This window comes from Devosia sp. (genome assembly GCF_024707125.1).
Taxonomy (GTDB): Bacteria; Pseudomonadota; Alphaproteobacteria; order Rhizobiales; family Devosiaceae; genus Devosia.
This window is the reverse complement of sequence record NZ_JANQAH010000013.1, coordinates 135,008-157,189: the sequence shown is the minus strand read 5'-3', so window position 1 is coordinate 157,189 and position 22,182 is coordinate 135,008. Positions and strand designations below refer to the sequence as shown.

General features: G+C 62.2%; 20 protein-coding genes, 1 other RNA gene and 2 pseudogenes. 14 read left to right on the top strand and 9 right to left on the bottom strand.

Annotated features, from left to right (window positions below):
* Positions 1–206 precede the first annotated feature (206 nt).
* The 3 genes from NVV77_RS21635 (at position 207) to NVV77_RS21625 (ending at position 3,968) form a co-directional block, all read left to right on the top strand.
* Positions 207–1,733, top strand: a complete 1,527-nt coding sequence (locus tag NVV77_RS21635) for a Do family serine endopeptidase (RefSeq protein ID WP_295416817.1) — start codon at positions 207–209, stop codon at positions 1,731–1,733.
* 149 nt (positions 1,734–1,882) lie between these two features.
* Positions 1,883–2,554: a response regulator transcription factor gene (locus NVV77_RS21630; protein WP_295416815.1), complete on the top strand. Its 672-nt coding sequence runs from the start codon at positions 1,883–1,885 to the stop codon at positions 2,552–2,554.
* Between the two features lies 1 nt (position 2,555).
* Positions 2,556–3,968 carry a HAMP domain-containing sensor histidine kinase gene (locus tag NVV77_RS21625; protein ID WP_295416812.1) on the top strand — a complete coding sequence of 471 codons (1,413 nt, stop codon included), beginning with the start codon at positions 2,556–2,558 and terminating at the stop codon, positions 3,966–3,968.
* 135 nt (positions 3,969–4,103) lie between these two features.
* On the opposite strand, the gene NVV77_RS21620 is transcribed toward NVV77_RS21625, so the two are convergent.
* Complete coding sequence (locus NVV77_RS21620) at positions 4,104–4,967, bottom strand: LOG family protein (RefSeq protein WP_295416809.1); 864 nt, start codon at positions 4,965–4,967, stop codon at positions 4,104–4,106.
* Positions 4,968–5,087: 120 nt separating this feature from the next.
* Here NVV77_RS21620 and NVV77_RS21615 point away from each other — a divergent pair, with 120 nt between their 5' ends.
* The 5 genes and pseudogenes from NVV77_RS21615 (at position 5,088) to recR (ending at position 9,023) form a co-directional block, all read left to right on the top strand.
* Positions 5,088–5,921: a DUF817 domain-containing protein gene (locus NVV77_RS21615; RefSeq protein ID WP_295416806.1), complete on the top strand. Its 834-nt coding sequence runs from the start codon at positions 5,088–5,090 to the stop codon at positions 5,919–5,921.
* Positions 5,922–5,961: 40 nt separating this feature from the next.
* Positions 5,962–6,057: signal recognition particle sRNA small type (gene ffs / locus NVV77_RS21610), an RNA gene on the top strand.
* A 103-nt stretch (positions 6,058–6,160) separates the two neighbouring features.
* Positions 6,161–8,005, top strand: a pseudogene (locus NVV77_RS21605) (DNA polymerase III subunit gamma/tau); the annotation flags it as partial.
* Positions 8,002–8,325 (top strand): YbaB/EbfC family nucleoid-associated protein, encoded by a 324-nt coding sequence (locus NVV77_RS21600; RefSeq protein WP_295416804.1) that lies wholly within the window; start codon positions 8,002–8,004, stop codon positions 8,323–8,325. The pseudogene NVV77_RS21605 and the gene NVV77_RS21600, both read left to right, overlap by 4 nt.
* Positions 8,326–8,429: 104 nt before the next feature.
* A complete protein-coding gene (recR, locus tag NVV77_RS21595; protein WP_295416801.1) occupies positions 8,430–9,023 on the top strand; it encodes a recombination mediator RecR in 594 nt (197 codons plus the stop codon).
* 171 nt (positions 9,024–9,194) lie between these two features.
* On the opposite strand, the gene NVV77_RS21590 is transcribed toward recR, so the two are convergent.
* A complete protein-coding gene (locus NVV77_RS21590) occupies positions 9,195–9,830 on the bottom strand; it encodes a LuxR C-terminal-related transcriptional regulator (RefSeq protein WP_295416798.1) in 636 nt (211 codons plus the stop codon).
* A 259-nt stretch (positions 9,831–10,089) separates the two neighbouring features.
* Complete coding sequence (mscL, locus tag NVV77_RS21585) at positions 10,090–10,482, bottom strand: large-conductance mechanosensitive channel protein MscL (protein ID WP_295416795.1); 393 nt, start codon at positions 10,480–10,482, stop codon at positions 10,090–10,092.
* A 169-nt stretch (positions 10,483–10,651) separates the two neighbouring features.
* Here mscL and NVV77_RS21580 point away from each other — a divergent pair, with 169 nt between their 5' ends.
* Positions 10,652–12,271, top strand: coding sequence for a hybrid sensor histidine kinase/response regulator (locus NVV77_RS21580; RefSeq protein ID WP_295416793.1), 1,620 nt, complete (start codon positions 10,652–10,654; stop codon positions 12,269–12,271).
* 291 nt (positions 12,272–12,562) lie between these two features.
* On the opposite strand, the gene NVV77_RS21575 is transcribed toward NVV77_RS21580, so the two are convergent.
* Both NVV77_RS21575 and NVV77_RS21570 read right to left on the bottom strand, forming a co-directional pair.
* Complete coding sequence (locus NVV77_RS21575; RefSeq protein ID WP_295416791.1) at positions 12,563–12,952, bottom strand: PRC-barrel domain-containing protein; 390 nt, start codon at positions 12,950–12,952, stop codon at positions 12,563–12,565.
* 78 nt (positions 12,953–13,030) lie between these two features.
* Complete coding sequence (locus tag NVV77_RS21570) at positions 13,031–14,641, bottom strand: EAL domain-containing protein (RefSeq protein WP_295416788.1); 1,611 nt, start codon at positions 14,639–14,641, stop codon at positions 13,031–13,033.
* Positions 14,642–14,790: 149 nt separating this feature from the next.
* Between NVV77_RS21570 and NVV77_RS21565 the strand changes: the two genes are divergently transcribed.
* Both NVV77_RS21565 and NVV77_RS21560 read left to right on the top strand, forming a co-directional pair.
* The gene (locus NVV77_RS21565; protein WP_295416787.1) at positions 14,791–15,048 is read left to right on the top strand and encodes a hypothetical protein; all 258 of its coding nucleotides are present in this window, start codon (positions 14,791–14,793) and stop codon (positions 15,046–15,048) included.
* Entirely contained in the window at positions 15,048–15,341 is a 294-nt protein-coding gene (locus NVV77_RS21560) for a hypothetical protein (protein ID WP_295416785.1), read from the top strand. The genes NVV77_RS21565 and NVV77_RS21560 overlap by 1 nt, the downstream gene beginning before the upstream one ends.
* A gap of 46 nt (positions 15,342–15,387) precedes the next feature.
* On the opposite strand, the gene NVV77_RS21555 is transcribed toward NVV77_RS21560, so the two are convergent.
* The gene (locus NVV77_RS21555; protein WP_295416782.1) at positions 15,388–16,053 is read right to left on the bottom strand and encodes an OmpA family protein; all 666 of its coding nucleotides are present in this window, start codon (positions 16,051–16,053) and stop codon (positions 15,388–15,390) included.
* 239 nt (positions 16,054–16,292) lie between these two features.
* On the opposite strand from NVV77_RS21555, the gene NVV77_RS22065 reads away from it, so the two are divergent.
* Positions 16,293–16,373, top strand: coding sequence for a hypothetical protein (locus tag NVV77_RS22065; RefSeq protein ID WP_367178672.1), 81 nt, complete (start codon positions 16,293–16,295; stop codon positions 16,371–16,373).
* A gap of 185 nt (positions 16,374–16,558) precedes the next feature.
* Here NVV77_RS22065 and NVV77_RS22060 read toward each other — a convergent pair.
* From NVV77_RS22060 to NVV77_RS21540, 3 genes and pseudogenes are all read right to left on the bottom strand, one after another.
* Positions 16,559–16,933, bottom strand: a pseudogene (locus NVV77_RS22060) (DUF4037 domain-containing protein); the annotation flags it as partial.
* A 330-nt stretch (positions 16,934–17,263) separates the two neighbouring features.
* Positions 17,264–18,589, bottom strand: a complete 1,326-nt coding sequence (locus NVV77_RS21545; protein ID WP_295416777.1) for a hypothetical protein — start codon at positions 18,587–18,589, stop codon at positions 17,264–17,266.
* Positions 18,590–18,704: 115 nt separating this feature from the next.
* Positions 18,705–19,667, bottom strand: coding sequence for an alpha/beta hydrolase (locus NVV77_RS21540; RefSeq protein WP_295416775.1), 963 nt, complete (start codon positions 19,665–19,667; stop codon positions 18,705–18,707).
* 301 nt (positions 19,668–19,968) lie between these two features.
* Between NVV77_RS21540 and hemA the strand changes: the two genes are divergently transcribed.
* Together hemA and NVV77_RS21530 are read left to right on the top strand one after the other, a co-directional pair.
* The gene (hemA, locus tag NVV77_RS21535) at positions 19,969–21,249 is read left to right on the top strand and encodes a 5-aminolevulinate synthase (protein ID WP_295416772.1); all 1,281 of its coding nucleotides are present in this window, start codon (positions 19,969–19,971) and stop codon (positions 21,247–21,249) included.
* Positions 21,250–21,645: 396 nt separating this feature from the next.
* Complete coding sequence (locus NVV77_RS21530; protein WP_295416769.1) at positions 21,646–22,164, top strand: GNAT family N-acetyltransferase; 519 nt, start codon at positions 21,646–21,648, stop codon at positions 22,162–22,164.
* Positions 22,165–22,182 lie beyond the last annotated feature (18 nt).

Genomic DNA, 22,182 nt, shown 5'->3' with positions numbered 1-22,182 from the left:
TGCTGCTTCGCGGAGCCGCCGGACTTCCCCGAAACAGTTGCAAGATGTCCAATTTTGCTGGGATTGTGGCGGGGAGATAAGCGCTGCCGCAATGAAGCCAGCAACATTGCGAAACATTAATGCTGGCGCAACTTCTCAGAAAGGCGGACCGTTCCATATCTAGTGCCACAAGCTGTTGAGAGCTTTTTCGAAGGAGACTATTCCTTATGCGTCCCACTCTTCTTTCGCGTACGCGCCGTTGGCTTGGAGCTTCGGCCCTGGCGCTTCTGGTGGGTATCGGCGGCGTATCCACGGCCTTTGTGCTGACGGGTCAGGCGGCCAATGCTCAGGTGCGCAATGCGGCACAGATCGTCGTGCCGCAGGTGAACCAGCAGCAGGGCTTTGCTGATCTCGTGGATGCCGTAAAGCCGGCAGTCGTTTCCATTCTGGTTGAAGCCGAAGAACCGGCCCGCACGGTGCAGCGCGGTGGCGAGTTCGAATTCAACTTCCCCGACCTTCCCGAAGGCCATCCCTTCCGTGACTTCTTCGACCAGTTCGGCGGCCCTGGTGGCCCGCGCGGACAGGGCGGCGAAGATGCTCGCCCCCGCCAATTCATGGCGGCCGGTTCGGGCTTCATCATTTCCGAAGACGGCTATGTGGTGACCAATAACCACGTCGTTTCCGACGCCACCAAGGTCACCGTGATCTTCGAAGACGGCTCCGAACAGGTTGCCACCGTCGTCGGCACCGACGAACGCACGGACCTTGCCGTGCTCAAGATCGAAGGCAAAGACCTGCCCTTCGTGAGCTTTGAAGAAACCCCGAGCCGCGTTGGCGACTGGGTGGTTGCCGTTGGTAATCCGTTCGGTCTCGGCGGTACCGTGACCGTGGGCGTCATTTCGGGCGCCGGCCGCAATATCGGCGGCTCGAGCTATGGCGACTTCCTGCAGATCGACGCAGCCGTGAACACCGGTAACTCCGGCGGCCCGGCCTTCAACACCAATGGCGAAGTGGTCGGCGTCAACACCGCCATCTACTCCCCCAATGGCGGCAATGTCGGTATCGCCTTTGCCATTCCGGCCCACACGGTCAAGCAGATCGTCGACCAGCTGATCGACACCGGCTCGGTGACCCGTGGCTATCTCGGCGTCTCCATCCAGGACGTGACCAAGGACATTGCCGATAGCGTTGGCCTCGCCAATGCCCGCGGCGCCATTGTCCGCGAGCCGGCATCCGATGGCCCTGCAGGTGACGCCGGCGTCAAGTCGGGCGACATCATCACTGCCGTCGACGGCGAGCAGATCGATGACGCGCTTGATCTCAGCCGCACCGTTGCCGGCAAGGCTCCCGGTTCGACCGTCGAGCTGACCATCTGGCGCGATGGCGCGGAAACCAAGCTCAGCGTGACGCTGACCGAGCTGACCGCCGAAGCCGCCCCTGCCCCGGACGCTCCGGTGCCACCGGCCGACATTCCGGAAAGCACGTCGAGCCTGGGCATGACGCTGGTGCCCAATGGTGACGGTTCGGGTGGCCTGCTGGTTCAGGAAGTCGATGCTGACAGCGCCGCTGCCCAGCGCGGTCTTGCCGTGGGCGACGTGCTGCTCGAAGTCGACAACAAGCCGATCACCTCGATCGCTGACTTCGAATCCGCCATCTCGGGCGTGGAGAGCAAGGGTCTTCATACGGCCCTGGTGAAGGTGGCCCGCAATGGCGAAGCCCGCTTCATCGGCCTGCCGCTCGGCGAAGAAGGCTAAGGTTTCACCAGGTGATGAAACCGTGCTCGTTCGCCCACCGCCTGTCATCCCGGCATTAGGCCGGGGTGGGTCGGGCAGCAGAAGCGAATGAGACCAATCCGGTTCCGGGGAAATTCCCCGGAACCTTTTCAAATATGCGGAGCGTCGGCGTGAAGATTTTGTTGATCGAAGATGACCGTGAAGCCGCGAGCTATCTCATCCAGGCGCTGGATGAGGCGGGCCATGTGACCCACCACGCCAGCGATGGCGAAACCGGCTATGCCATGGCCTCCGGCATGGACTATGACGTGCTGATCGTTGACCGCATGCTGCCGCGCCGCGATGGTCTTTCCATCATCGAGAGCCTGCGCGCCGAGGGCGACAATACGCCCGTGCTCATTCTCTCCGCGCTTGGCGAAGTGGACGACCGCGTGACGGGTCTGCGGGCCGGCGGCGACGATTATCTCACCAAACCCTATGCCTTTACCGAACTCCTGGCGCGCATCGAAGTCTTGGCGCGACGGTCGAGCCCGGCGGAGGCCGCGACCAATTACAGCGTCGGCGGGCTGTCGCTCGATCGGCTCAGCCGCAAGGTCGAGCGCGATGGCGAAGCCATTCTGCTGCAGCCGCGCGAATTTCGCCTGCTCGAATATCTGATGAAGCATGCGGGCAAGGTGGTAACGCGCACCATGCTGCTTGAAAATGTCTGGGACTATCATTTCGACCCCCAGACCAATGTCATCGACGTCCACATGTCGCGCCTGCGCTCGAAAATCGACAAGGGGCACGATACGCCCCTGCTCCATACGGTGCGCGGCGCCGGCTACATGATCCGGGATTAAAGTGAGCCGTTTCGCCCAGGTCTGGCGGACGTCCACGGTCCGTCTCACAGCCACTTTCATCGCCATCTTCGTCGTCTTCGCCATCCTGCTCATGGCCTTTATCGGCTGGCAGTCGAGCGTCACGATCCAGCGCCAGCAATCGGACGATATCGACCGCGAAATCAGGCTGTTCCAGCGCATCGAGGCGACGCAGGGCATTCGTGCGCTGGCCTTTGCGCTTAATCGTCTTTCCGGGCAACCGGGGCCGGGCGTCTATTACCTCGGCGATGCTGCGGGCCAATATCTGCTGGGCAATATGAGCGACGTGCCGCCCGATGTGCTGATCGATCCGGGTGTTTACAGTTTCGACTATGATCGGCCTGATCCCCTGGGCGAAGATGCCGTCGGCATGCCGGACCGGCCAAAACGGTCCGGCGTTGCCGTCGTGCGCTCGATCGAACTGGGCAATGGCATGCGGCTGGTCGTGGGGCGCGACGTCGTCGAGCGGCGCGGCTATTCGGCCATTATCCTGCAAAGTTTTCTCGTCGGCGTCGTCGGCATTATTTTGTTTTCTGTCGTGGCCGGCGGGGTGACGGCGCGACGGGTGCTCAAGCGCATCGACACCATTCGCGATACATCCACCAAGATCATGTCGGGCAATCTGTCCGAGCGCGTGCCGATCACCAAGCGCAATGACGAATTCGACGGGCTGGCGCGCAATCTTAACGCCATGCTCGACCGGATCGAGCAGCTCTTACAGGGGCTCAAGGAAGTCACCGACAATGTGGCGCATGACCTGAAAACGCCGCTGACCCGCCTGCGCAACCAGGCCGAGGGTGCGCTGCGCGATACGGCGAGCCCGGAAACCAAGGAAAAGGCGCTGGAGACGGTGATCGCCGAGAGCGATAAGCTGATCCAGACTTTCAATGCGCTCTTGATGATTGCCCGCGTCGAAGCCGGCGCGCCTTCGGGGGCGCTGTCGGAGATCGATGTCAGTTCCATCGTTTCGGACGTAGCCGAACTCTATACGCCCGTCGCCGAAGACGAGGGTATCGAGGTGACGACCGATATTGCCGAGGGCGTTACTCTCAGGGCCAATCGCGAGCTGATTGGGCAGGCCATGGTGAACCTCTTAGAAAACGCCATGAAATATGCCAAGCCCGAGGATGGCCGCGCGGGGAAGATTTCGGTGAGCCTCAAGCGCGAGGGCGGTAGTGTCGTGATCGTGGTTGCGGACAATGGCCCCGGCATTGCCGAAGCCGACCGGAGCCGCGTGCTGGAGCGCTTCGTGCGGCTCGAAAAGAGCCGGTCCGAGCCGGGATCGGGGCTCGGCTTGGCACTGGTCAACGCGGTGGCGCGGCTCCATGGCGGCAGCTTTAGCATCGAGGACAATGGCCCGGGCGTGCGCGCCGTGCTGGCTGTGCCGGGGAGCTAAAGCGCGCCGCCAGCCCCACCCTTGATCCCTCCCCACAAGGGGGAGGGAGACGAAGAAGAACCGGGACGGCTGAGGCTTGCGCCTCCCTCCCCCTTGTGGGGAGGGAATGAGGGTGGGGGTATCAGCCCGCAAAAACTAGCCCCCGAGCCAGTCCGGCTCATCCGTCTCCGGCAGATCATAAAAATCGCGGACGACGGCCCAGCCTTCCTCGGCGGTGTCGACGATGGAGAACAGCTCCGGATCGGTCGGCGAAATGGTGCCGGCTTCAGCGAGAGCCTGCAGATTGATCACCTTGTCCCAGAATTCCTTGCCGAAGAGCACGACCGGAATGCGGTCCATGCGGCCGGTCTGGATCAGCGTCAGCGTTTCGAAAAATTCGTCCAGCGTACCAAAGCCGCCGGGGAAGACCGCCACCGCCTTGGCGCGCAGCAGGAAGTGAATCTTGCGCGTCGCAAAATAGTGGAAATTGAAGGAGAGATCGGGCGTCACATAGACATTGGGCGCCTGCTCGTGCGGCAGCACGATGTTGAGCCCGATCGAGGGCGCGCCCATATCGGCAGCGCCGCGATTGCCTGCTTCCATCACGCCCGGCCCGCCGCCGGTTACCACCACATATTCGGTAAAGTTGCTGGCGGCCGAAGTCTGGCTCGCCAATTGGGCGAAGCGCCGCGCTTCTTCATAGTAGCGCGAGGCGGCTTCGAGATTGCGCTTCTGCACTTCGTTCTTGGCAGCCCAGGCCGGCTTGCCCGGCTCGGGAATGCGCGCGCCGCCGAACAGCACGACGGTCGAGACAATGCCGCGCTCGCGCAGGCGAAACTCGGTCTTGAGATATTCGAGCTGAAAACGGACGCCGCGGGTGTCTTCCGAGGTCATGAAGTCGTCATCGGCAAAGGCGAGCCGATAGGCCGGGTTCTCGGTCTGGGCGGTCTGCGGCGCTTTCTTGGCGGCGGCAACGTCCTGCTTGGACGTGCGCAGCGAGGTCGGGTGGCGTCTGGCCAAATGGCTTCTCCGTTCCGAATCCGGTCTTGACCGGCGCGCCACAATTCGGCGCTTTGCACTGGGCATAACCAGTGCGGTGAGCCGGGGCAAGGGCGGGAGGAATCCATTCACTTCACGAGTGTGGAAGCCAGGATCGATGCGGCAGCGCATCTGGTCCTCGCGCGATTGCCGCGCGGCCGCGTGGCGGACGGTCTTGTCGAGTTCCTGGTGTTCGGCCTCAAGCAGGCCTGGGCCTGCCTTTTCGGCGGGCTCATGCTGGGCATGATCATCGCCACGCGCCTCTGGTGGCCCGATATCGGGCTCAACCGCTACGATTTCTGGTTCATTGCTGCGCTGGTCATTCAGGCAGGCATGATCCTCTTTCGCCTGGAAACACTCGACGAAGCGCGCGTCATCCTGATCTTCCATGTCGTCGGCACCATCATGGAAGTGTTCAAGACCGCGGTCGGCTCCTGGGTCTATCCCGACGATGCGCTTTTCCGCATTGCCGGCGTGCCGCTGTTTTCAGGCTTCATGTATGCCTGCGTGGGCTCCTATATGGCCCGCATCCAGCGCATTTTCGACATTACCTTTACCCGCTATCCGCCGATCTGGCTGACGGTGCTGCTGGCCTTGGGCATCTATATCAACTTCTTCACCCACCACTATTTCTACGATTTTCGCTGGTGGCTTTTTGGCGGGGTCGTACTGCTCTATGGCCGCAGCTTCATGCACTATCGCGTGTTTCGTTTCCGCCATTCCATGCCAATGTTGCTGGCTTTCCTGCTCGTTGCGCTCTTCATCTGGATCGCCGAAAACATCGGCACCTGGAGCCGCGCCTGGATCTATCCGAGCCAGGAAAACGGCTGGAACATGGTGAGCTTTGAAAAACTCGGCTCCTGGTATCTGCTGATGCTGATCTCGGTGGTTTTGGTCACCCTCGTGCATCCGCCGCGGCGGCATAAACCGGACTGACCCCTTGCTTTCGACACCATTTGTTCGCATATAGCCAATCGGGAGGTTGGCGCGGACGTGTTCCTCGCCAACCGGGTCAGGTCCGGAAGGAAGCAGCCCCAACGAGATCCTCACGGGTCGATGCCAGCCTCCTACTCAATTCTCTGTTCGTATCTGGCAATTTGAGCCGCAGGCTTTTGCGGGACGAACGTCATTGCCCTATGGTCAGAACATGACCCAAGGCCGAATCCCAAAGGCACAGGCAGGAAAGGGCAAAAATGGCTGACGCTCAGACCACGCCCTATCTGGTGCTGGCCCGCAAATATCGCCCGCGCGACTTCTCGACGCTTGTCGGGCAAGACGCCATGGTGCAGACGCTGGGCAATGCCTTTGCGCAGAACCGCATCCACCACGCCTTCATCATGACCGGCGTGCGCGGCGTGGGCAAAACCACGACGGCGCGCATCCTGGCCCGTGCCTTCAACTATGAAGACGAAAACGGCCGCCGCCCGACGCTCGATCTCGAAAAAGAAGGCATGCATTGCCGCGCCATTATCGAGGGGCGCCATGTCGACGTCATCGAAATGGACGCCGCGAGCAATACCGGCATCAACGATATCCGCGAGATCATCGACTCGGTGAAGTATGGCCCGGCTTCGGCGCCCTACAAGGTCTATGTCATCGACGAAGTTCACATGCTCTCCACCGCGGCCTTCAACGGCTTGCTGAAGACGCTGGAAGAGCCGCCGCCATACGTAAAATTCATCTTCGCGACGACCGAAATCCGCAAGGTGCCGGTGACGATCCTGTCGCGCTGCCAACGGTTTGATCTCAGGCGTATCCCCGCCGATATCATGACCGCCTATCTCGAAAAGATCCTGGGCCAGGAAGGTATCGGCTTTGAACCCGATGCCCTGGCGATGATCGTGCGGGCCGGCGAAGGTTCCGCACGCGATAGTCTGTCGCTGCTCGATCAGGCCATTGCCCATGGCGGCGGTTCGGTTTCGGCGGCGACGGTGAAGACCATGCTGGGCCTCGGTGATCGCGCCAGGATCATCGATCTTTTTGAAGATGTGATGGGTGGCCGTGTCGCCGAGGCGCTGGCCGCCCTGCGCGAGCTTTATGATCTCGGTGCCGATCCGCAGACACTGCTCGCCGACTTAGCTGAATTCACCCATCTCGTGACGCGCATAAAAGTCGTGCCGGCGGCGGCCGACGATGCCTCGCTGACGCCGGATGAAAAGAGCCGTGGCCGCGATCTGGCGCAACGCCTGCCGATGCGGGCGCTGACGCGGGCCTGGCAGATCCTCTTCAAGGGCAATGAGGAAACGGGCCGCGCCGGCAATGCGCTGCAGGCGGCGGAAATGACGCTGATCCGGCTCGCCTATGCCGCCGATCTGCCGAGCCCGGATGAGGTGATTTCAAAGCTCTCGGGTCAGGTGCTCGCCAATGCGCCGCTGCCCTCGCCTGCCCCGCGCCTGCCACAGAATGGTGGTGGCGGTGGCGGCAGCGCAACGGCGTTGCGCGTCGAAGCGCCGATGCCTGTCGCGACACAAGCTATCGCCTCAGCGCAGCCGCAGGCTATCGCCTCAGCGCAGCCACAGGCTATCGCCTCAGCGCAGCCACAGGCTGTCGCAGAGCCGATGCCCACCACGCGACCGCAGGCTGTCGTTCAGCCGGCGCTGGCGACGGTCGCGACCTACAAGGACCTCATTGCGCTGGCCACGGCCAAGCGCGATGTGCTGGTGAAACTGGCGCTCGAATCGCAGATGCGGCCGATTTCCTTCGAGCAGGGCCGCATTGAAGTGGCGCTGGCCGATGGCGCCGATCCCGGCATGATCGCGACGCTTTCGGCACGGCTGCAGACCTGGACCGGTCAGCGCTGGCTGGTCATGGTTTCGACCAAGCCGCCCGAGGGCCTGACCATCCGGCAGGAGCGCGAGCAGCGCAAGGAAGCGGCGACCGCGGCGGCCCATGAGGACCCGCTTGTGAAGGCCATTCTTGAAACCTTTCCGGGGGCCAAGGTCGTTAACGTCTCCGTTAAGGACGATGAGGCCGCCACACCCGAAATCGCCCCCGCACCAATTGAAGAGGACGACGAATGAAAGACATCATGGGCATGATGAAGGCCGCCAGCGAAATGAAAGGCAAGATGGAGGCCATGCAGGCCGAGCTTGCCGACATGGTCGTTGAAGGCCGTTCCGGTGGCGGTCTCGTCACCGTCGCGCTCTCGGGCAAGGGCGACTTGCGCGGGTTGAAGATCGATCCGACGCTCGCCAACCCGGCCGAGATTGAAGTGCTGGAAGACCTGATCGTCGCGGCCTTCAACGACGCCAAGGGCAAGAGCGAAAGCGAAGTGCAGCGCAAGATGGCGGAAGTGACCGCCGGCCTGCCGATCCCGCCGGGCATGAAGTTCCCGTTCTGATATCTCGGTGTCATTCCCGCGAAAGCGGGAAGCCCCTCTCAAACAGAGATCCCCGCTTTCGCGGGGATGACATTGTGGGTGAGAGGGCATAGGGGCCCAAAAACATGCCATCCGGCGGACCTGAAATCGAGCAATTGATCCAGCTTCTGGCCCGTCTGCCGGGCCTGGGGCCGCGTTCGGCGCGGCGGGCTGTGCTGCATCTGATCAAGAAGAAGGAGCAGCTGATGCTGCCCCTTTCGGCGGCGCTTGATCGCGCCGTGGTGGCGGTAAAAAGCTGCGAAGTCTGCGGCAATATCGACACCGTCAGCCCCTGCTCGATCTGCTCGGACCCGCGCCGCGGCGATAGCGGCATTCTCATCGTCGTTGAAGACGTGGCCGACCTCTGGGCGCTTGAACGGGCAAGCCCCGGCCAGGTGCGCTATCACGTGCTGGGCGGTGTGCTTTCGCCGCTCGACGGCGTCGGCCCCGATGATCTCAATCTCGAGATGCTGATTTCGCGTGCGCCGGATTATTCCGAAATCGTGCTGGCGATGAACGCCACGGTCGATGGGCAGACGACAGCGCATTACATTACCGACCGCCTGGGGCCGGGTACCAAGGTGACGAGGCTCGCCCATGGCGTGCCGATCGGCGGGGAACTCGATTATCTCGACGAAGGCACGCTGAGCCAGGCGCTGCGGGCGCGGACGCAGATTTAGTTTCATCGCCACCGCTGTTAGCGTTCGCCGCATCTCATCCCTGCCACCCAACGTCTTCCTCGGGCCTGACCCGCGGACACTTCTCTCAACGAAGTCGCCGCAAGTGCAGAGCCCTCGGGTCGAGCCCGAGGGTGACGAGTGGGGATGGTCAAGGAATTTTTTCTTATACGCTCAGCTCGTCAGCACGATCCGCATGAGGTCGGCCGTGTTCTTGGCGCCGAGCTTTTCCATGACGCGGGCGCGGTGCACTTCGATGGTGCGGGGCGAGATACCCAGTTTTCGGCCCGCTTCCTTGTTGGATTGCCCATTGGTGATGAGCTGGAGCACTTCGCGTTCGCGCGGGGTCAATTGAGAAAAGCCCCGCACCTCCACGGGTCGCCGACCACCCTGCATGGCGCCCAGATGCACATCGCGGCGCAGGGCGTCGCGGATGATGCCGAGCAGGTGCTCGCTGTCGATGGGTTTTGGCACCACATCGGTTGCGCCCAGTTTCATGGCGGTGACGGCCGCCTCGAGCTGGGGGGAATTGGCCAGCATAACCACCGGCGTGCCGGTGTGCAGCGTCTTGACGCGCCGCAGCAGTGGCAGGCCGCTTTCCTGGTCAAGCGCCAGATTGACCACCGCCACATCGACCCGTCGCCGCTCGAGCGAGGCGAGGAAGTGCCCGGCCTCGAGCGAAAACATGGTCTGAAAGCCTTCGAGGCGGAACAGTACGCTCAGCCCCTCGCAGATGGCGGGATCGTCATCCACGATGTGGATCACACGGTCCCGGTTGAGAAATGAATGATAATAGGTGTCGTCGCTCATCGTGCCCAAAGCCCCTTTGGCAAGGTTCGCATTACCCTTGGGCCGGAGCCGCATGGCAGCGAAGCAAACACTCCGCCACCCTCCGTCCCACTCACCCCGGTAGTTTGCTCTAAGTGGTCATGCCGTCCGATAGAGAGAATGCTTACGTGTCACTACGCACTTGTTAGGTATATTTGCCTATGTGCAAATCGTCAACAGATATTATTCCTAGATCATAGGCACGAAAAAGCCGGCTTCTGCAAGCCGGCTTTTGTTCGCGTCAAACGCGGGGGTTGGCGCGCAGGGCGTCGCGGATTTCGGTGAGCAGGACTTCTTCCTTGCTCGGAGCGGGCGTGGTTTCGACCGGCTCCTGGGCCGCTTCGCGCTTGAGGCTGTTGATGGCCTTGACCACGAGGAAGAGCACGAAGGCGATGATGGCGAATTTCACCACGGCATTGATGAAGAGGCCGATATTGACCCGTGCCTCGCCGACGGTCAGCACGATGCCGGAGAAGTCGACGCCGCCGATGATGATGCCGAGCAGCGGCATGAAGATATCGTCGACAATGGAAGAGACGATGGCACCGAAGGCCGCACCGATGATCACGCCGATGGCGAGATCGATCATGTTGCCCTTGACGGCGAAATCACGGAATTCCTTAACAAAGCTCATAGGTTCGACCCTCTTCAAACTGGAAAGCGGCCTCCGGTCAGGACGTTAACGGAGGGATAACCAACATTTCCGACCTCGCGGCAATTTGCAATGGTCCCTCAGTCGAACTTGCGCCCCTGCGTCGGGGGGCCGATAACGGCTCTCAACAATTCGAGTTTGTCTGAAACCCATGGCGCTTTCCTCTGCTGACAGTGCGGCCAGTCTCCGGCTGGCCATCGACTATCTGCCCCAGGGCATCGCGGTCTTCGATGCGGGGCTGCGGCTCGTCGTGTCGAACCGGCGCTATAATCTGCTGCTTGCTCTGCCGGAGGATTTGATCCGCGAAGGGGCGGCCCTGTTCGACATTGCGCTGTTCCTTGCCGAACGCGGCGACCTCGGCCCCGGCGATGCAGCGCGGCTCGCCATCGAGCGCATCAAGCTTCTCACCGAAGCGCCGATAACGGTGACCCAGCGGCTCGGCAATGCCGGGCAATCGCTGGAATTTCATTCGAGCCGGCTTTCGGATGGCGGCCTCGTCATCAGCTTTTCCGATGTGACGGCGCGGGTGAAGGCGGAGCGTGAACTCGAACGCGTCAATTTTTCGCTCGAAGGACGGGTCGAGGAGCGCACGGCGGACCTGACGCGCGTCAATGCCGAGCTTGAGATCGCGCGTGCCAAGGCGGATGCGGCCAATCACGACAAGACGCGCTTTCTCGCCGCGGCCAGCCACGATCTCTTGCAGCCGCTCAATGCCGCGCGGCTCTATACGTCCACATTGATCGAGCGGGCCAAATCGACCGCCTTTGCCGAATTGGCGACCTCCATCGAGGCCTCGCTGACGGCAGTTGAAGAGATCATGTCGGCGCTGCTCGATATTTCGCGCATCGATAGCGGCGCGCTCAAGCCTGCGCCGGCCCCGGTGGCGGCGCAGGACCTGTTGCGAAAAGCCGAGGTGGAATTCGCCCCCCTCGCCCGCGAGCACGACGTGACGCTGCGGATCGTCAAGACGGCGGCCTCGGTGATGGCGGACCGCTCGCTGGTCGGCCGTATCGTGCAGAACCTTGTTTCCAACGCCATCAAATATACCCCTGCGGGCGGCAAGGTGCTGGTGGGGCTGCGGCGCCGCGGCAATCGCCTGCGGCTCGATGTGATCGATACGGGCATCGGGTTCAATCGCGACCAGCACCGGCTGGTCTTTGCCGAATTTTCGCGGCTCGACCGGGCGGCGCGCATGGCGCAGGGACTGGGGCTTGGGCTGTCCATCGTGCAGCGTCTCGTGACGGCCATGGACCTGACGCTGGAGCTCGACAGCAAGGAAGGTCGCGGCTCGCGCTTTTCGCTCTACCTGCCCGTGGTGCGCAATGCGCGGCCGGCGCAGGGCGAAGCTTGGCCGATGGTGGAAAGCAATGTCGGCACGCTGAATTTGAAGGTGCTGTGCGTCGACAATGAAAAGGCCATTCTCGAAGCCATGCAGGGCCTCCTGGAGCATTGGGGTTGCGATGTGCGCGTGGCCCTGTCGCTCAAGCAGATCGACAGGGAGCGCCTGCTCGAGGGGTGGTATCCCGATCTGGTGCTGATGGATTATCACCTCGACCAGACTTCGGGGCTCGATGCCATCGAATGGCTGCGGCATAATCTGGGCGGGCATTTGCCGGCAGCGCTGGTGACGGCCGATCGTAGCCCGGCTGTGCGGGCGCTGGCGGAAGATCGCGGCATTCTGGTCGTGACTAAGCCGGTGAAGCCGGCCGCCTTGCGGGCAACGATCAGCGGGCTTGCCAACCAATCGGGACGGGGAAGCCGGGCGGGGTAGGCCCCATGCACCGCTTCGTTCCTGGCTGGACACTCGACACCCACCGGCTGTCATCCCGGCGAAGGCCGGGATCCATCTTGAGATCTCAGGATGGGCCCCGGCCTTCGCCGGGGTGACAGCCTGTGGGTGGGGTTGCTCGGCTCAGCAAGCCCAAAAACCCAAAAAACCAAAAAGGCCGGCACCCGAAAGGGGCCGACCCGATGCAGCATCACTTGATTGAAAATGTCTGCCTGAAAAGTCGCTGGTGCTGAAAGCCGTTGACGCCCGGGAGCTCCCGAGCGCCGGAAAGGGTCAGATCCAGTAGGGCGTCACGCCATAGTAGTCGTAGACGCGGCGACCGTTTTCTTCGGTCCAGTATTCGTCCTCTTCGCGTTCATAACGCGGGGCGCCTTCGAGCTGGGCCTTGGTCACATCGACGCGATAGCCGCCGAGGCTTTCGTCATAGTTCAGCTTCGACCAGGGCAACGGATAATGTTCGTGCCCCATGCCGAGGAAGCCGCCAAAGCTCAGCACGGCGTAAGACACCTTGCCGGAGCGCTTTTCGACGAGAATGCGTTCGATCGAGCCGATATGCTCGCCCATGGGATCATAGACCTTGGTGCCTTCGACCTTGTCGGAAGCAATCAGATCGTGAGTTTCCTTGATATTGGCGTCAGCTTTGCTGATGTCATCATAGGCCATGTCGGTCCTCCTGGGTTTATCCATGGCCGACCAACGCAGTGTCACCGGAAGCGGTTGCCCGGCTTGAGGCAAATGTGATCAGGCAACCAATCGCGGCCTTGCGCTGGGGCGGGGACCACGATCGGCGAGGAAACGGGCAAAGGCATCGCGGTCGAGCGGGCGGGAAATATAGTAGCCCTGCGCGAAATGGACCTTGCCGCAGGCCTTGAGCGCGGCAAGGCGCGCCGCCGTCTCGACGCCTTCGACCACGACCCTGCGGCCCGAATCCTGCACCATGTCGATGGCGTGATCGAGCATGCGGGCCATGACCGACTCGTCGGGCGCCATGGCAAAACTGCGATCGAGCTTGACCCCGTCGACCGAGAGGCCGGCGAGAGTATGCATGGACGAATAACCGGCGCCGAAATCGTCGATATAGATGTGGACGCCCGCATCGCGCAGGCGCTCGATTTCGCCCTGGGCGGTATCCAGTTCGAGCGCACCGGTCTCGACGATTTCGATGGTGAGATCAAAGCGCGAGGCCGAGCTGAGGAAGGGCGCAAAGATGTCGAGCAGCACGGCGGCATCGAGATCTTGCGGGAAAATATTGAAATTGACCTGCATGCGCTTGCCCATGGGCACGAGCGGCAGCAGTTCGGCATGGGCGCACGCGACGATGAGGCGGGTGAAGGGCTGGGTCAGGCCGTGCTTTTCGACGATGGGGATGAAGCGATCGGGATAGATCAGCGTACCATCGACATCGCGCCAGCGCGCCAGGACCTCGCAGCCGGTGACCAGATCCTTTTCGAGATTGAGCAGGGGCTGATAGGCGCAGGTCACGCCCTGGGACTGGAAGCGACGCAGGAAACGGGATTCGAAGGACCAGCGGCGCGCCAGCTGCGCGTAGATCTTGCTAGAGAGCCACGCCGCCAGGATGCCGCAGACCACAAGGCTCAAGCCGAAAACTGCGCCGCCGACGACCAGCAATTGGCCGAGCGTGGCACGGGCGGCAAGGCAATGCAGCCCGGCGACGTCGCACTGGATAGTGGTCAGGGCGCCATTGCGCAGGCCGAAGGGACCATTGCTTTCGGCCAGGCCTTGCACATAGAGGCCGGACGCGCCGGAGGTGTGCCACCAGCGCCCGTCGGGGGCGCGCAGGACCACCTCGAATTCGAGCCATTTGGAAATGCCGGTGGGAATGGGCGTTGCCGGAACCACCATGCCGTGATTGCCGCGTACGGCAAAACTTCCCCTCAGACCCGTCAATCCCAGGGCGTCGAGATTGCGATTGACCCAGAGGGTGACCGTGAAGGGATTGGAGGGAACGATATCGGGCTCGCCCAGATCAATCGGCGTGGGCAGGAGGCCGTTATTGGCCGTGCAGATGATCTTGCCGCTTTCAAAGAAGAAAAGCTCGTTCATGCCGTCGGGCAGGAAGGCAACGCGGCGCTGCTGGGCGGCATAGTCGGCCGAGCAGGGATCGGCGGTGAGCTGGCGATCCATGATGTCGAGCGTCTCGACCACGGCGCTGCGCACCTTGGTATAGGTTTCGAGCGCGCGCGAGACGTCGGTATTCATGCTGGCATTGAGTTCGCGCAGCATGAACCAGGAGCTGGCCGCCAGCAGCGCCAGGAAGCAGACCAGCCAAAGGCCGAATTGCACCTTGTTCTGGTGCTTTGTCGCTATCAGAAACGATACAACTGAATTCATCGGCATCCCCTCGCCGTGCATGAGGATGCGCAGGGACCTCTCAAGGCCGCGTTAATCCGACCCTTTGCCAATTGCGCACAAATGGAACTTGTCGCCCGCGACAAGCATTTTTCTTTGTGGCCTTAAGCGCATGAGACGAGGAGGGAAAAATGGTTTTCGGCAATCTTGAACGTGAGATCATGAGCCGGGATAGCCTGACCCCGATGCAGATTGCCCAGCACAGCCTCTTCACCGCGCGCGAAAAGCTCGACCTGCTGCACCAGCTCCGGGCCGATGCGTCCGGCGCCGAGGCGGAAGGACGGGGATTCGGCTTTACCTCGGGCGAAATCGACGAGGCCATCGCCCATGTGCATCGCGGCGTACAGCACGGGGTGGGGACTCAAACCGTGTTCAAGGGAGATTACTGATGGCCAATAACACTGAAGGGCCGGCGCCCAGCGTCGCCAAGGTGGACTTTCTGATCGACGAAAAGGGCTCGAAGATCGATGTGCCCGATGGCTCGGATCTGCGCCCGACGGGCGATATCGAAGCGGCGATGGGCGGCACCAGTCCGGGCCAGTGGTGGCTCTATGGGGTGGTGGCGATTGCGGTCGTCGCGGCCATTGTCCTCGCCATGCAGATCTTTTCGGGCGCACCGGGCACCGATGTGCAGCCCGGCACGCCGACGGCGGCCCCGGTGACCGAAACCACCACGCAATAAAAAAGCGGCCCCGGAGGGCCGCTTTCTGATCAGGCAAAGATCAAGCTTAGCCGCGGATGGGCGAAAGCTGGATTTCGACGCGGCGGTTCTGCGCGCGGCCGGCTTCGGTGGCGTTCGAAGCGATCGGGCTCGAAGCGCCCTTGCCTTCGATGAAGAAGCGGCGCTGATCGACGCCCTGATTGGCGAGGATCGTGGCGACCGAAACGGCGCGGCGCTGGCTAAGCTCGAGATTGTGCGCAGCGCTGCCGGTGGAGTCGGTGTGGCCATAGACGTCGACAATGGTCTTGTCGAACTTGCGCAGCACGAGACCGACCGAGACCAGGGTCTGGTTGAACTGCGGCTGCACGGTCGCGGAATCGGTCGCGAAGGTAATGTTTGAGGGCATGTTGAGAATGACCTGGTCGCCGACGCGGGTCACCGAAACGCCAGTGCCCTGGAGCTGGGCGCGGAGTTCGGCTTCCTGCTGGTCCATATAGGAACCGATGGCTGCGCCGCTGAGGCCGCCAACACCAGCGCCGATCAGTGCGCCGATGCGCGGGTCGCCGCCCACGGCTGCGCCCACGATGGCACCGGCCAGGGCACCGCCGCCGGCGCCGATCAGCGTACCGCCGGCAGTGTTGGAAACCTGGGACTGGCCGGTAAAGGGATTGGTGGTGGTGCAGGCAGAAAGCGCCAGAGCGGCGGCAAGTGCGACGAGAACCTTGGTCTTCATGTTTTCCCCCGAAGGAATCTGAACAGTGGCCTTTGATTGACCCTTCATTACGGCAGGAGCGTGATGAGGGAAAGATGCTGAACGATGGATGAATATAGACACGAATATTGCGAGAAGGCAGCCAGCTGTCTCACTCGGCAAAGAGCTGGCGAATAATGGCGCGCGTCTTTCCAGGATTGGTCAGAAGCGGGGTCAGGTCACTGACCTGATCCACGGCCCCCACGACCGGAAGCGCGGCAATGGCCGGATCGACAATCGCGGCCATGGCGCTGGCGACAGCGTCATCGGTATTGATGGTGGTGAAGGGCCGGTCGAAATAGGGCCCGACAACGGGCTCGAAGGGCGCGATGTCGTGAGCGTTCTGCCATTGCGCCAATGCCAGATAGGCAGCAGCGAGCGCTTCTCCCCGCTCCTGCCACGCCTCGGCGCGCAAGGCGGCTTCGAGATGCGGGGTTAGAACGGTGGCGATGGGGAGGCGCGAAAAACCGCTGCCGAACCATTTGGGATAGGGTGCATAGCGGCGCTCAAGCAGGAATCCCATACTCATCACGTCCCGGCACAAGCGGGCGGCAATGATGCGGGAACCGAGATCGTCTCCGGCCTGCCCGGCGCGGCCGACAAAGGCCTGCTCCTCGGCAATACGGAGCCATTGGCAGGCGATCTTGTAGAGCCAGACATCGCGGGGGAAATAGGCAAGGGTTTTGCGCAGGGCTTCGAGCCGGCCGCCATCGTCGCGAAAAACGGCGCCGGCAGTGAAGGCGAGGAGGCTTTGTTCGGGCAGGCCCAGCCAATCGAGCGTGGTCAGATTTTCGAGCGAGCGTAGACCTGTATGGGCTTCGAGCCGCCCCTCAAAAGTGTGAAACTCCAGCCCGTGCTCCATGGCACCAACGGCATCGGGCCCACTGGCCGCCGGATGCGGGCGGCTGCGCCAGCCGGCAGGTTCGCCGAGGAAGGTTTCGGGCACGACCTCTCCGAAGTCGGCGAGCAGGCGCGATGCATGCGCTTTGAAATCGTCCTCACCGAGATAGATATGGACCCGCGGACCCCAATTGTGGTCCTTCGAGGTCTCATCGTCAAAACCCAGCAGTTCCGAGCCATAGCCGATGAGCGCGGCGGAATGCGGCACGTCTGGCGCCACGCGCAAAAGCCAGGGCGCGACGATGTCACCGTAGAAGCGGCGCGAGAGGTCTATGCCCTGCATTGCCGGACCTCAGTGCAGACGCTCCACCGAGGGCATCATCTTGTGCGGCGCGACATCGCGGGCTTCCACTTCGTCGAGCAGGCGCAGGATCTTGTCGACATTGGCGATGTGGCGCTGCTCCATGGAGAAATTCAGCGTCACATAGTCTCTTCCGGGGCAGAAGGTGCAGATGTTCACCGCCGCGTGCCAGGCGCCGCAATAGAGCGGCTCGACCATGCCATGGGTCATGGGCCCATAGGTGCGGTGCGGCGGCACAAGCGTAAGAACAATGTGCATGCCGCCATTGAAGCGCCAGAAGCGCTTGTTGGGGAGGCCCGGAAAGACGCGATTGAGAGCGCGCATGGCCCGGAACATGGCCATGATCATCACCTGGAACGAGGTGATGTCCTTCTGCTCGATGCCGGCCACGGTATCGTCGACGGCGCGGACATAGGCGACAAAATCGTCCATGACCTTGAACTTGGCTTCCAGCGCCCGGACGCGGAAGAAGTCGTCATCGGTATTGTTCCGCTTGGTGTCGAGCATGGTATAGGCCGCCCCGATCACCTTCTTGCTCATCAGCTTTTCTGCGCCCTCACCATTGAGCGCATGGGTGACGAGCGCGAACATCAGCGAGCGCTGGCGCACGCCGAGCTTGTTGGCGAGCTGGCGCAGGCGATGCCGCTCGATGGCGAGCGTCTTGAAACCCCAGGGCTGCTCCTTGGGCGCGAAGACATTGGCAAGGGCGAGATAGATCAGCGCGGTCATGCCGCCGCGAAATGCGCTCTTGATCCGATCGAAGAGCGGCAGCTTGTTGCCCTTGTCGGACTGGACGCCATGGCCGGCCGAGGCCGAGCGCGTCAGGAGCGCGGAATCCGAGCCTTCGAGCAAAGCGTGGCTCGATCGCACCTGCAGCACCGCGGCGCGACCCTCTGCATCCGGACCACCCCGGCGAACCGCCGCCATCAGGCGAAAGAGCGGCAAGTCCTTGCGCTCAAAAATATCGTCGGACGTGCTCAGCCACTTGTCGGGATAGCCGTCGAACTCGTCGACCATTTCCACCGAGGTGATGGCATCGAGCAGATGCTTGGGGAAAGGCTGGCCCGGCTGGGCTCCGACAAAGCCATGGGTGAGCTGTGGCGCAAGCGCGACCATTTCGGCCACCACATTGCCCAGGCTCTCCTTGTCATAGCTTTGGGTCGAAAAGGCGGTAAAGAAGACCGTGTCCTGGCCTTGATAAAGGAACCACTGGAAATCGGTGAACAGGGCCTGCGGATCTTGCTTTACAGCCGCGCTGGCCAGGGCCATCGCATCGGCGTGCTGGCCTGCAAAAGAAGACGAAGAAAAACTCTTCACTTGATTACCCCCTCATGCCGTATCCCCCCGGCCCGATAATCTAAGCGTACTCTTTCTTAACCGGCAATGACTTGCGGCCTTGCCGGTTAATGCGCGGCGGCACAAAACACGCAATTTATGCCGGCGTGATATTTTTTCTTCCATTTTCACGGGCGAACCACGCCTCGAGAAGCGCCAGCAATCGTGGTGCGAGCGGCAGCGCATCGATATCGCGCAGATCAAAAAGCGCCGGCGGTCCTTCAGATTCGGACAGATGATGGATCATATTGGGCACGATATGGGACTGCGCCGGTGCCCGTGACAGCCGGGCTAGGCGCTCCGCGCTCTCGGGGGTGCATTGCAAATCCTTTTCCCCCGCGATCAGCAGCATGGGACAGGGCACAGCGCGGTAAAGCGCGTTGATATCAACCGCGATCAGTTCACGCAGCCAGCGGGCGCTGACCCGAGCCGGTCCGAGCCGAATGGTGCCACCCTCGAGCGCACGGACATGGAGCAGTTTCCTGCGCATGTGCTGATCATAGGGGCCGGTAAAGCGGCGCATGAGGCGCAGCATGGTGCCGAGGAGGCCGGAGAGGCCAGGAAGCTCCCGCTCTATGCCCTCGGCCTGATGGATCAACATCGCCTCGGCGCTTATCTCGAACGGACAAAGCTGAATGAGCGCACGGGGGAGCGGTGCAAGCCGAGGCGCCAATTGGGCTGATATGGCCGTCCCTTCGCTATGGCCCAGCACATACATGCGGCTGTGATCAACGAAAGGCGTCCCGGCAAGCGCCTCCCAGGTGGCCTGCGCGTCTTCGACAAGATCGTGATAGCCGGTGGCCAGAAAATCGCCGCCGCTGGCGCCGGCACCGCGCTTGTCATAGCGGTAGCTGGCAATGCCAAATTCGGCGAGCGCCCGCGCTAGTTTGGCGTAAATACCGGCGCCGCGTCCGCCCGGATTGCCGTCGCGATCGACCCGGCCACTGCCGCCAAGCAGCAGGACGAGAGGAAATTGGCCTTCCCGAGCTGGCAGGCAGAGACTGCCCTTGAGGGTCAGTCCGGGACGCTCAATATCCCAGTCTCGCTCGAAAAAGGTCATCGACACGCCCCTGGCCCCCTCGTCGGAATTTCCTAGATGTGCACCCGATGCCTGCAGCGAAAGCCATGCGGGAAAAATTTCCGGGGGCAGCGGGGCCGAAATCCAATGATGCGAGGCCACATCGGTAGTTGGCAGAGCGGCGGCGAGACTTTAGAATGGTTCTTGAAAGCGCCGCCGGAAACTCTGCGGCTGCGCGTCGAATTGACATATATCAATGCGGCTCTCGCGCTCATAAGTAGGGTGCGATGCAGCCACATTGGCATTCCTGCCGATGCTTCGGCAGGCGCAAAGGAACGGCCCCATGGACTATCGTGGTATCTTCGAGGATGCAGTGGACACGCTGCGGGCGGAAAAGCGCTATCGCGTATTTGCCGATCTCGAGCGGGTCGCCGGGCGCTTTCCCAAGGCCATCTATCGTGACGACGCGGATAATGCCCGCGAAATCACCATCTGGTGCTCCAACGATTACCTGGGCATGGGCCAGCACGAAAAGGTCGTGACAGCGATGCAGGAGACCGCTGGCGCCATGGGTGTCGGCGCCGGTGGCACGCGCAATATTTCGGGCACCAATCGCCCGCTGGTCGAGCTTGAGCGTTCGCTCGCGGACCTCCATCGCAAGGAAGCCGCTCTCGTCTTCACCTCCGGCTTTGTGTCCAATGAGGCCGCGATCTCGACCATTGCCCGGCTCCTGCCCGATTGCATCATTTTTTCCGACCAGCTCAACCACGCCTCGATGATCCAGGGCGTGCGCCAGTCCGGCATGGAAAAGAAGATTTTCCGGCACAATGACGTCGCGCACTTACGCGAACTCCTGAGCCAGGTCGATCGCAAGCGGCCGAAACTGATCGCGTTTGAATCCGTCTATTCGATGGATGGCGATATCGCCCCGATCAAGGAAATCTGCGACCTCGCCGAAGAGTTCGGCGCGCTGACCTATATCGACGAAGTCCATGCCGTGGGCATGTATGGCCCGCGCGGCGGCGGCATTGCCGAGCGCGAAGGCCTCATGGACCGCATCGACGTCATCGAAGGCACGCTCGCCAAGGGTTTTGGCGTCATGGGTGGCTATATCGCCGCCAACAAGGCCATCATCGACGCCGTGCGCTCCTATGCGCCGGAGTTCATTTTCACCACCGCCCTGCCCCCGGCCCTTTGCGCCGCGGCGCGGGCCTCGATCGAGCATCTCAAGGGCAATGGCCAGGAGCGCATGATGCATCAGCGCCAGGCACGCCTCACCAAGGCGATCCTCGCCGATGCCGGCCTGCCAGTGATGGAAACGGCCACCCATATCGTGCCGCTGATCGTGGGGGATGCGCGCGCGGTGAAGGCCGCCAGCGACATGCTGCTCGACAAGCACAATATCTATATCCAGCCGATCAACTACCCGACCGTGCCCAAGGGGACGGAGCGGCTGCGGATTACCCCGACCCCGCTCCACACCGACGAAATGGTGTTCGAACTGCGCCATGCGCTGGTCAGCGTCTGGACGAGCCTCGAACTGCCACGCGAAAAGGCCGATGCCGCTATCACCGCGAGCAAGCTGACCTCGGGTGATCTGACGCTGCCGAGCCTCGGCGGCTAGGGCCCTCGGAATCATTCCAAACACGGTGTCATCCCCGCGAAAGCGGGGATCTCTGTTTGTGGGCAAGCGCGCCCACACCCACCGGACGTCATCCTCGGGCTTGACCCGAGGACACTTCACTTTTTTCGGCATCACAAGTGCAGAGCCCTCGGGTCAAGCCCGAGGGTGACGCGTTGCGAGGGATGCGTTCCCGCCCCCTTGACCAAAATCCCGCGGCACGACAATTATTTGTCATGATGCATCCCGCGCCCAAACTCCGACGTTGTGGCTTCCAATCCCATGTGGACGGGGGCATGGCGCTTGGGCGACGACGAGGCTGAGTTTTATCACGCCGTCATCGACTCAACGCATACCTGCCTCCGCCCGGTTGGCAGGTTTTTTGTTTTCGGATTAGTGATGCCTCCTCAGTTCGTTGCCTTCAGTACGGCCACCGCGGCAGACGTCCCCGCCATTCGCGCCCTCGTACGCACCGCCTATGCCAAGTGGATCCCCATTATCGGGCGCGAGCCGCGCCCCATGCTCACCGACTATGCCGAGGCCATCCATGACTTCCGCTTCGACCTGCTGACGGTCGACGGACAGGTGGCCGGGGTGCTGCAGACCTGCCTTTGCGCCGATCATCTCTGGATCGAGAACGTCGCCGTGCACCCGCACCACCAGCGGCGCGGCCACGGCCAGGCACTGCTCGTCCTTGCCGAACAGCTCGCGCGCCACGCCGGGCTCGGCGCCCTGCGCCTTCTCACCAATGCGGCTTTTGCCAGCAATGTCGCGCTCTACCAGAAGCTCGGCTATGTGGTGGAACAGAGCGAAGCCTTCATGGGAGGCACGACGCTCTACATGACGCGCCAACTCGCACCCGCCGCTCCCATTCGCCCAGCGCATGGCTGGAATAACGAGAGCCGCACTACCGCTTGAGCCAAGGAAGGATCATTT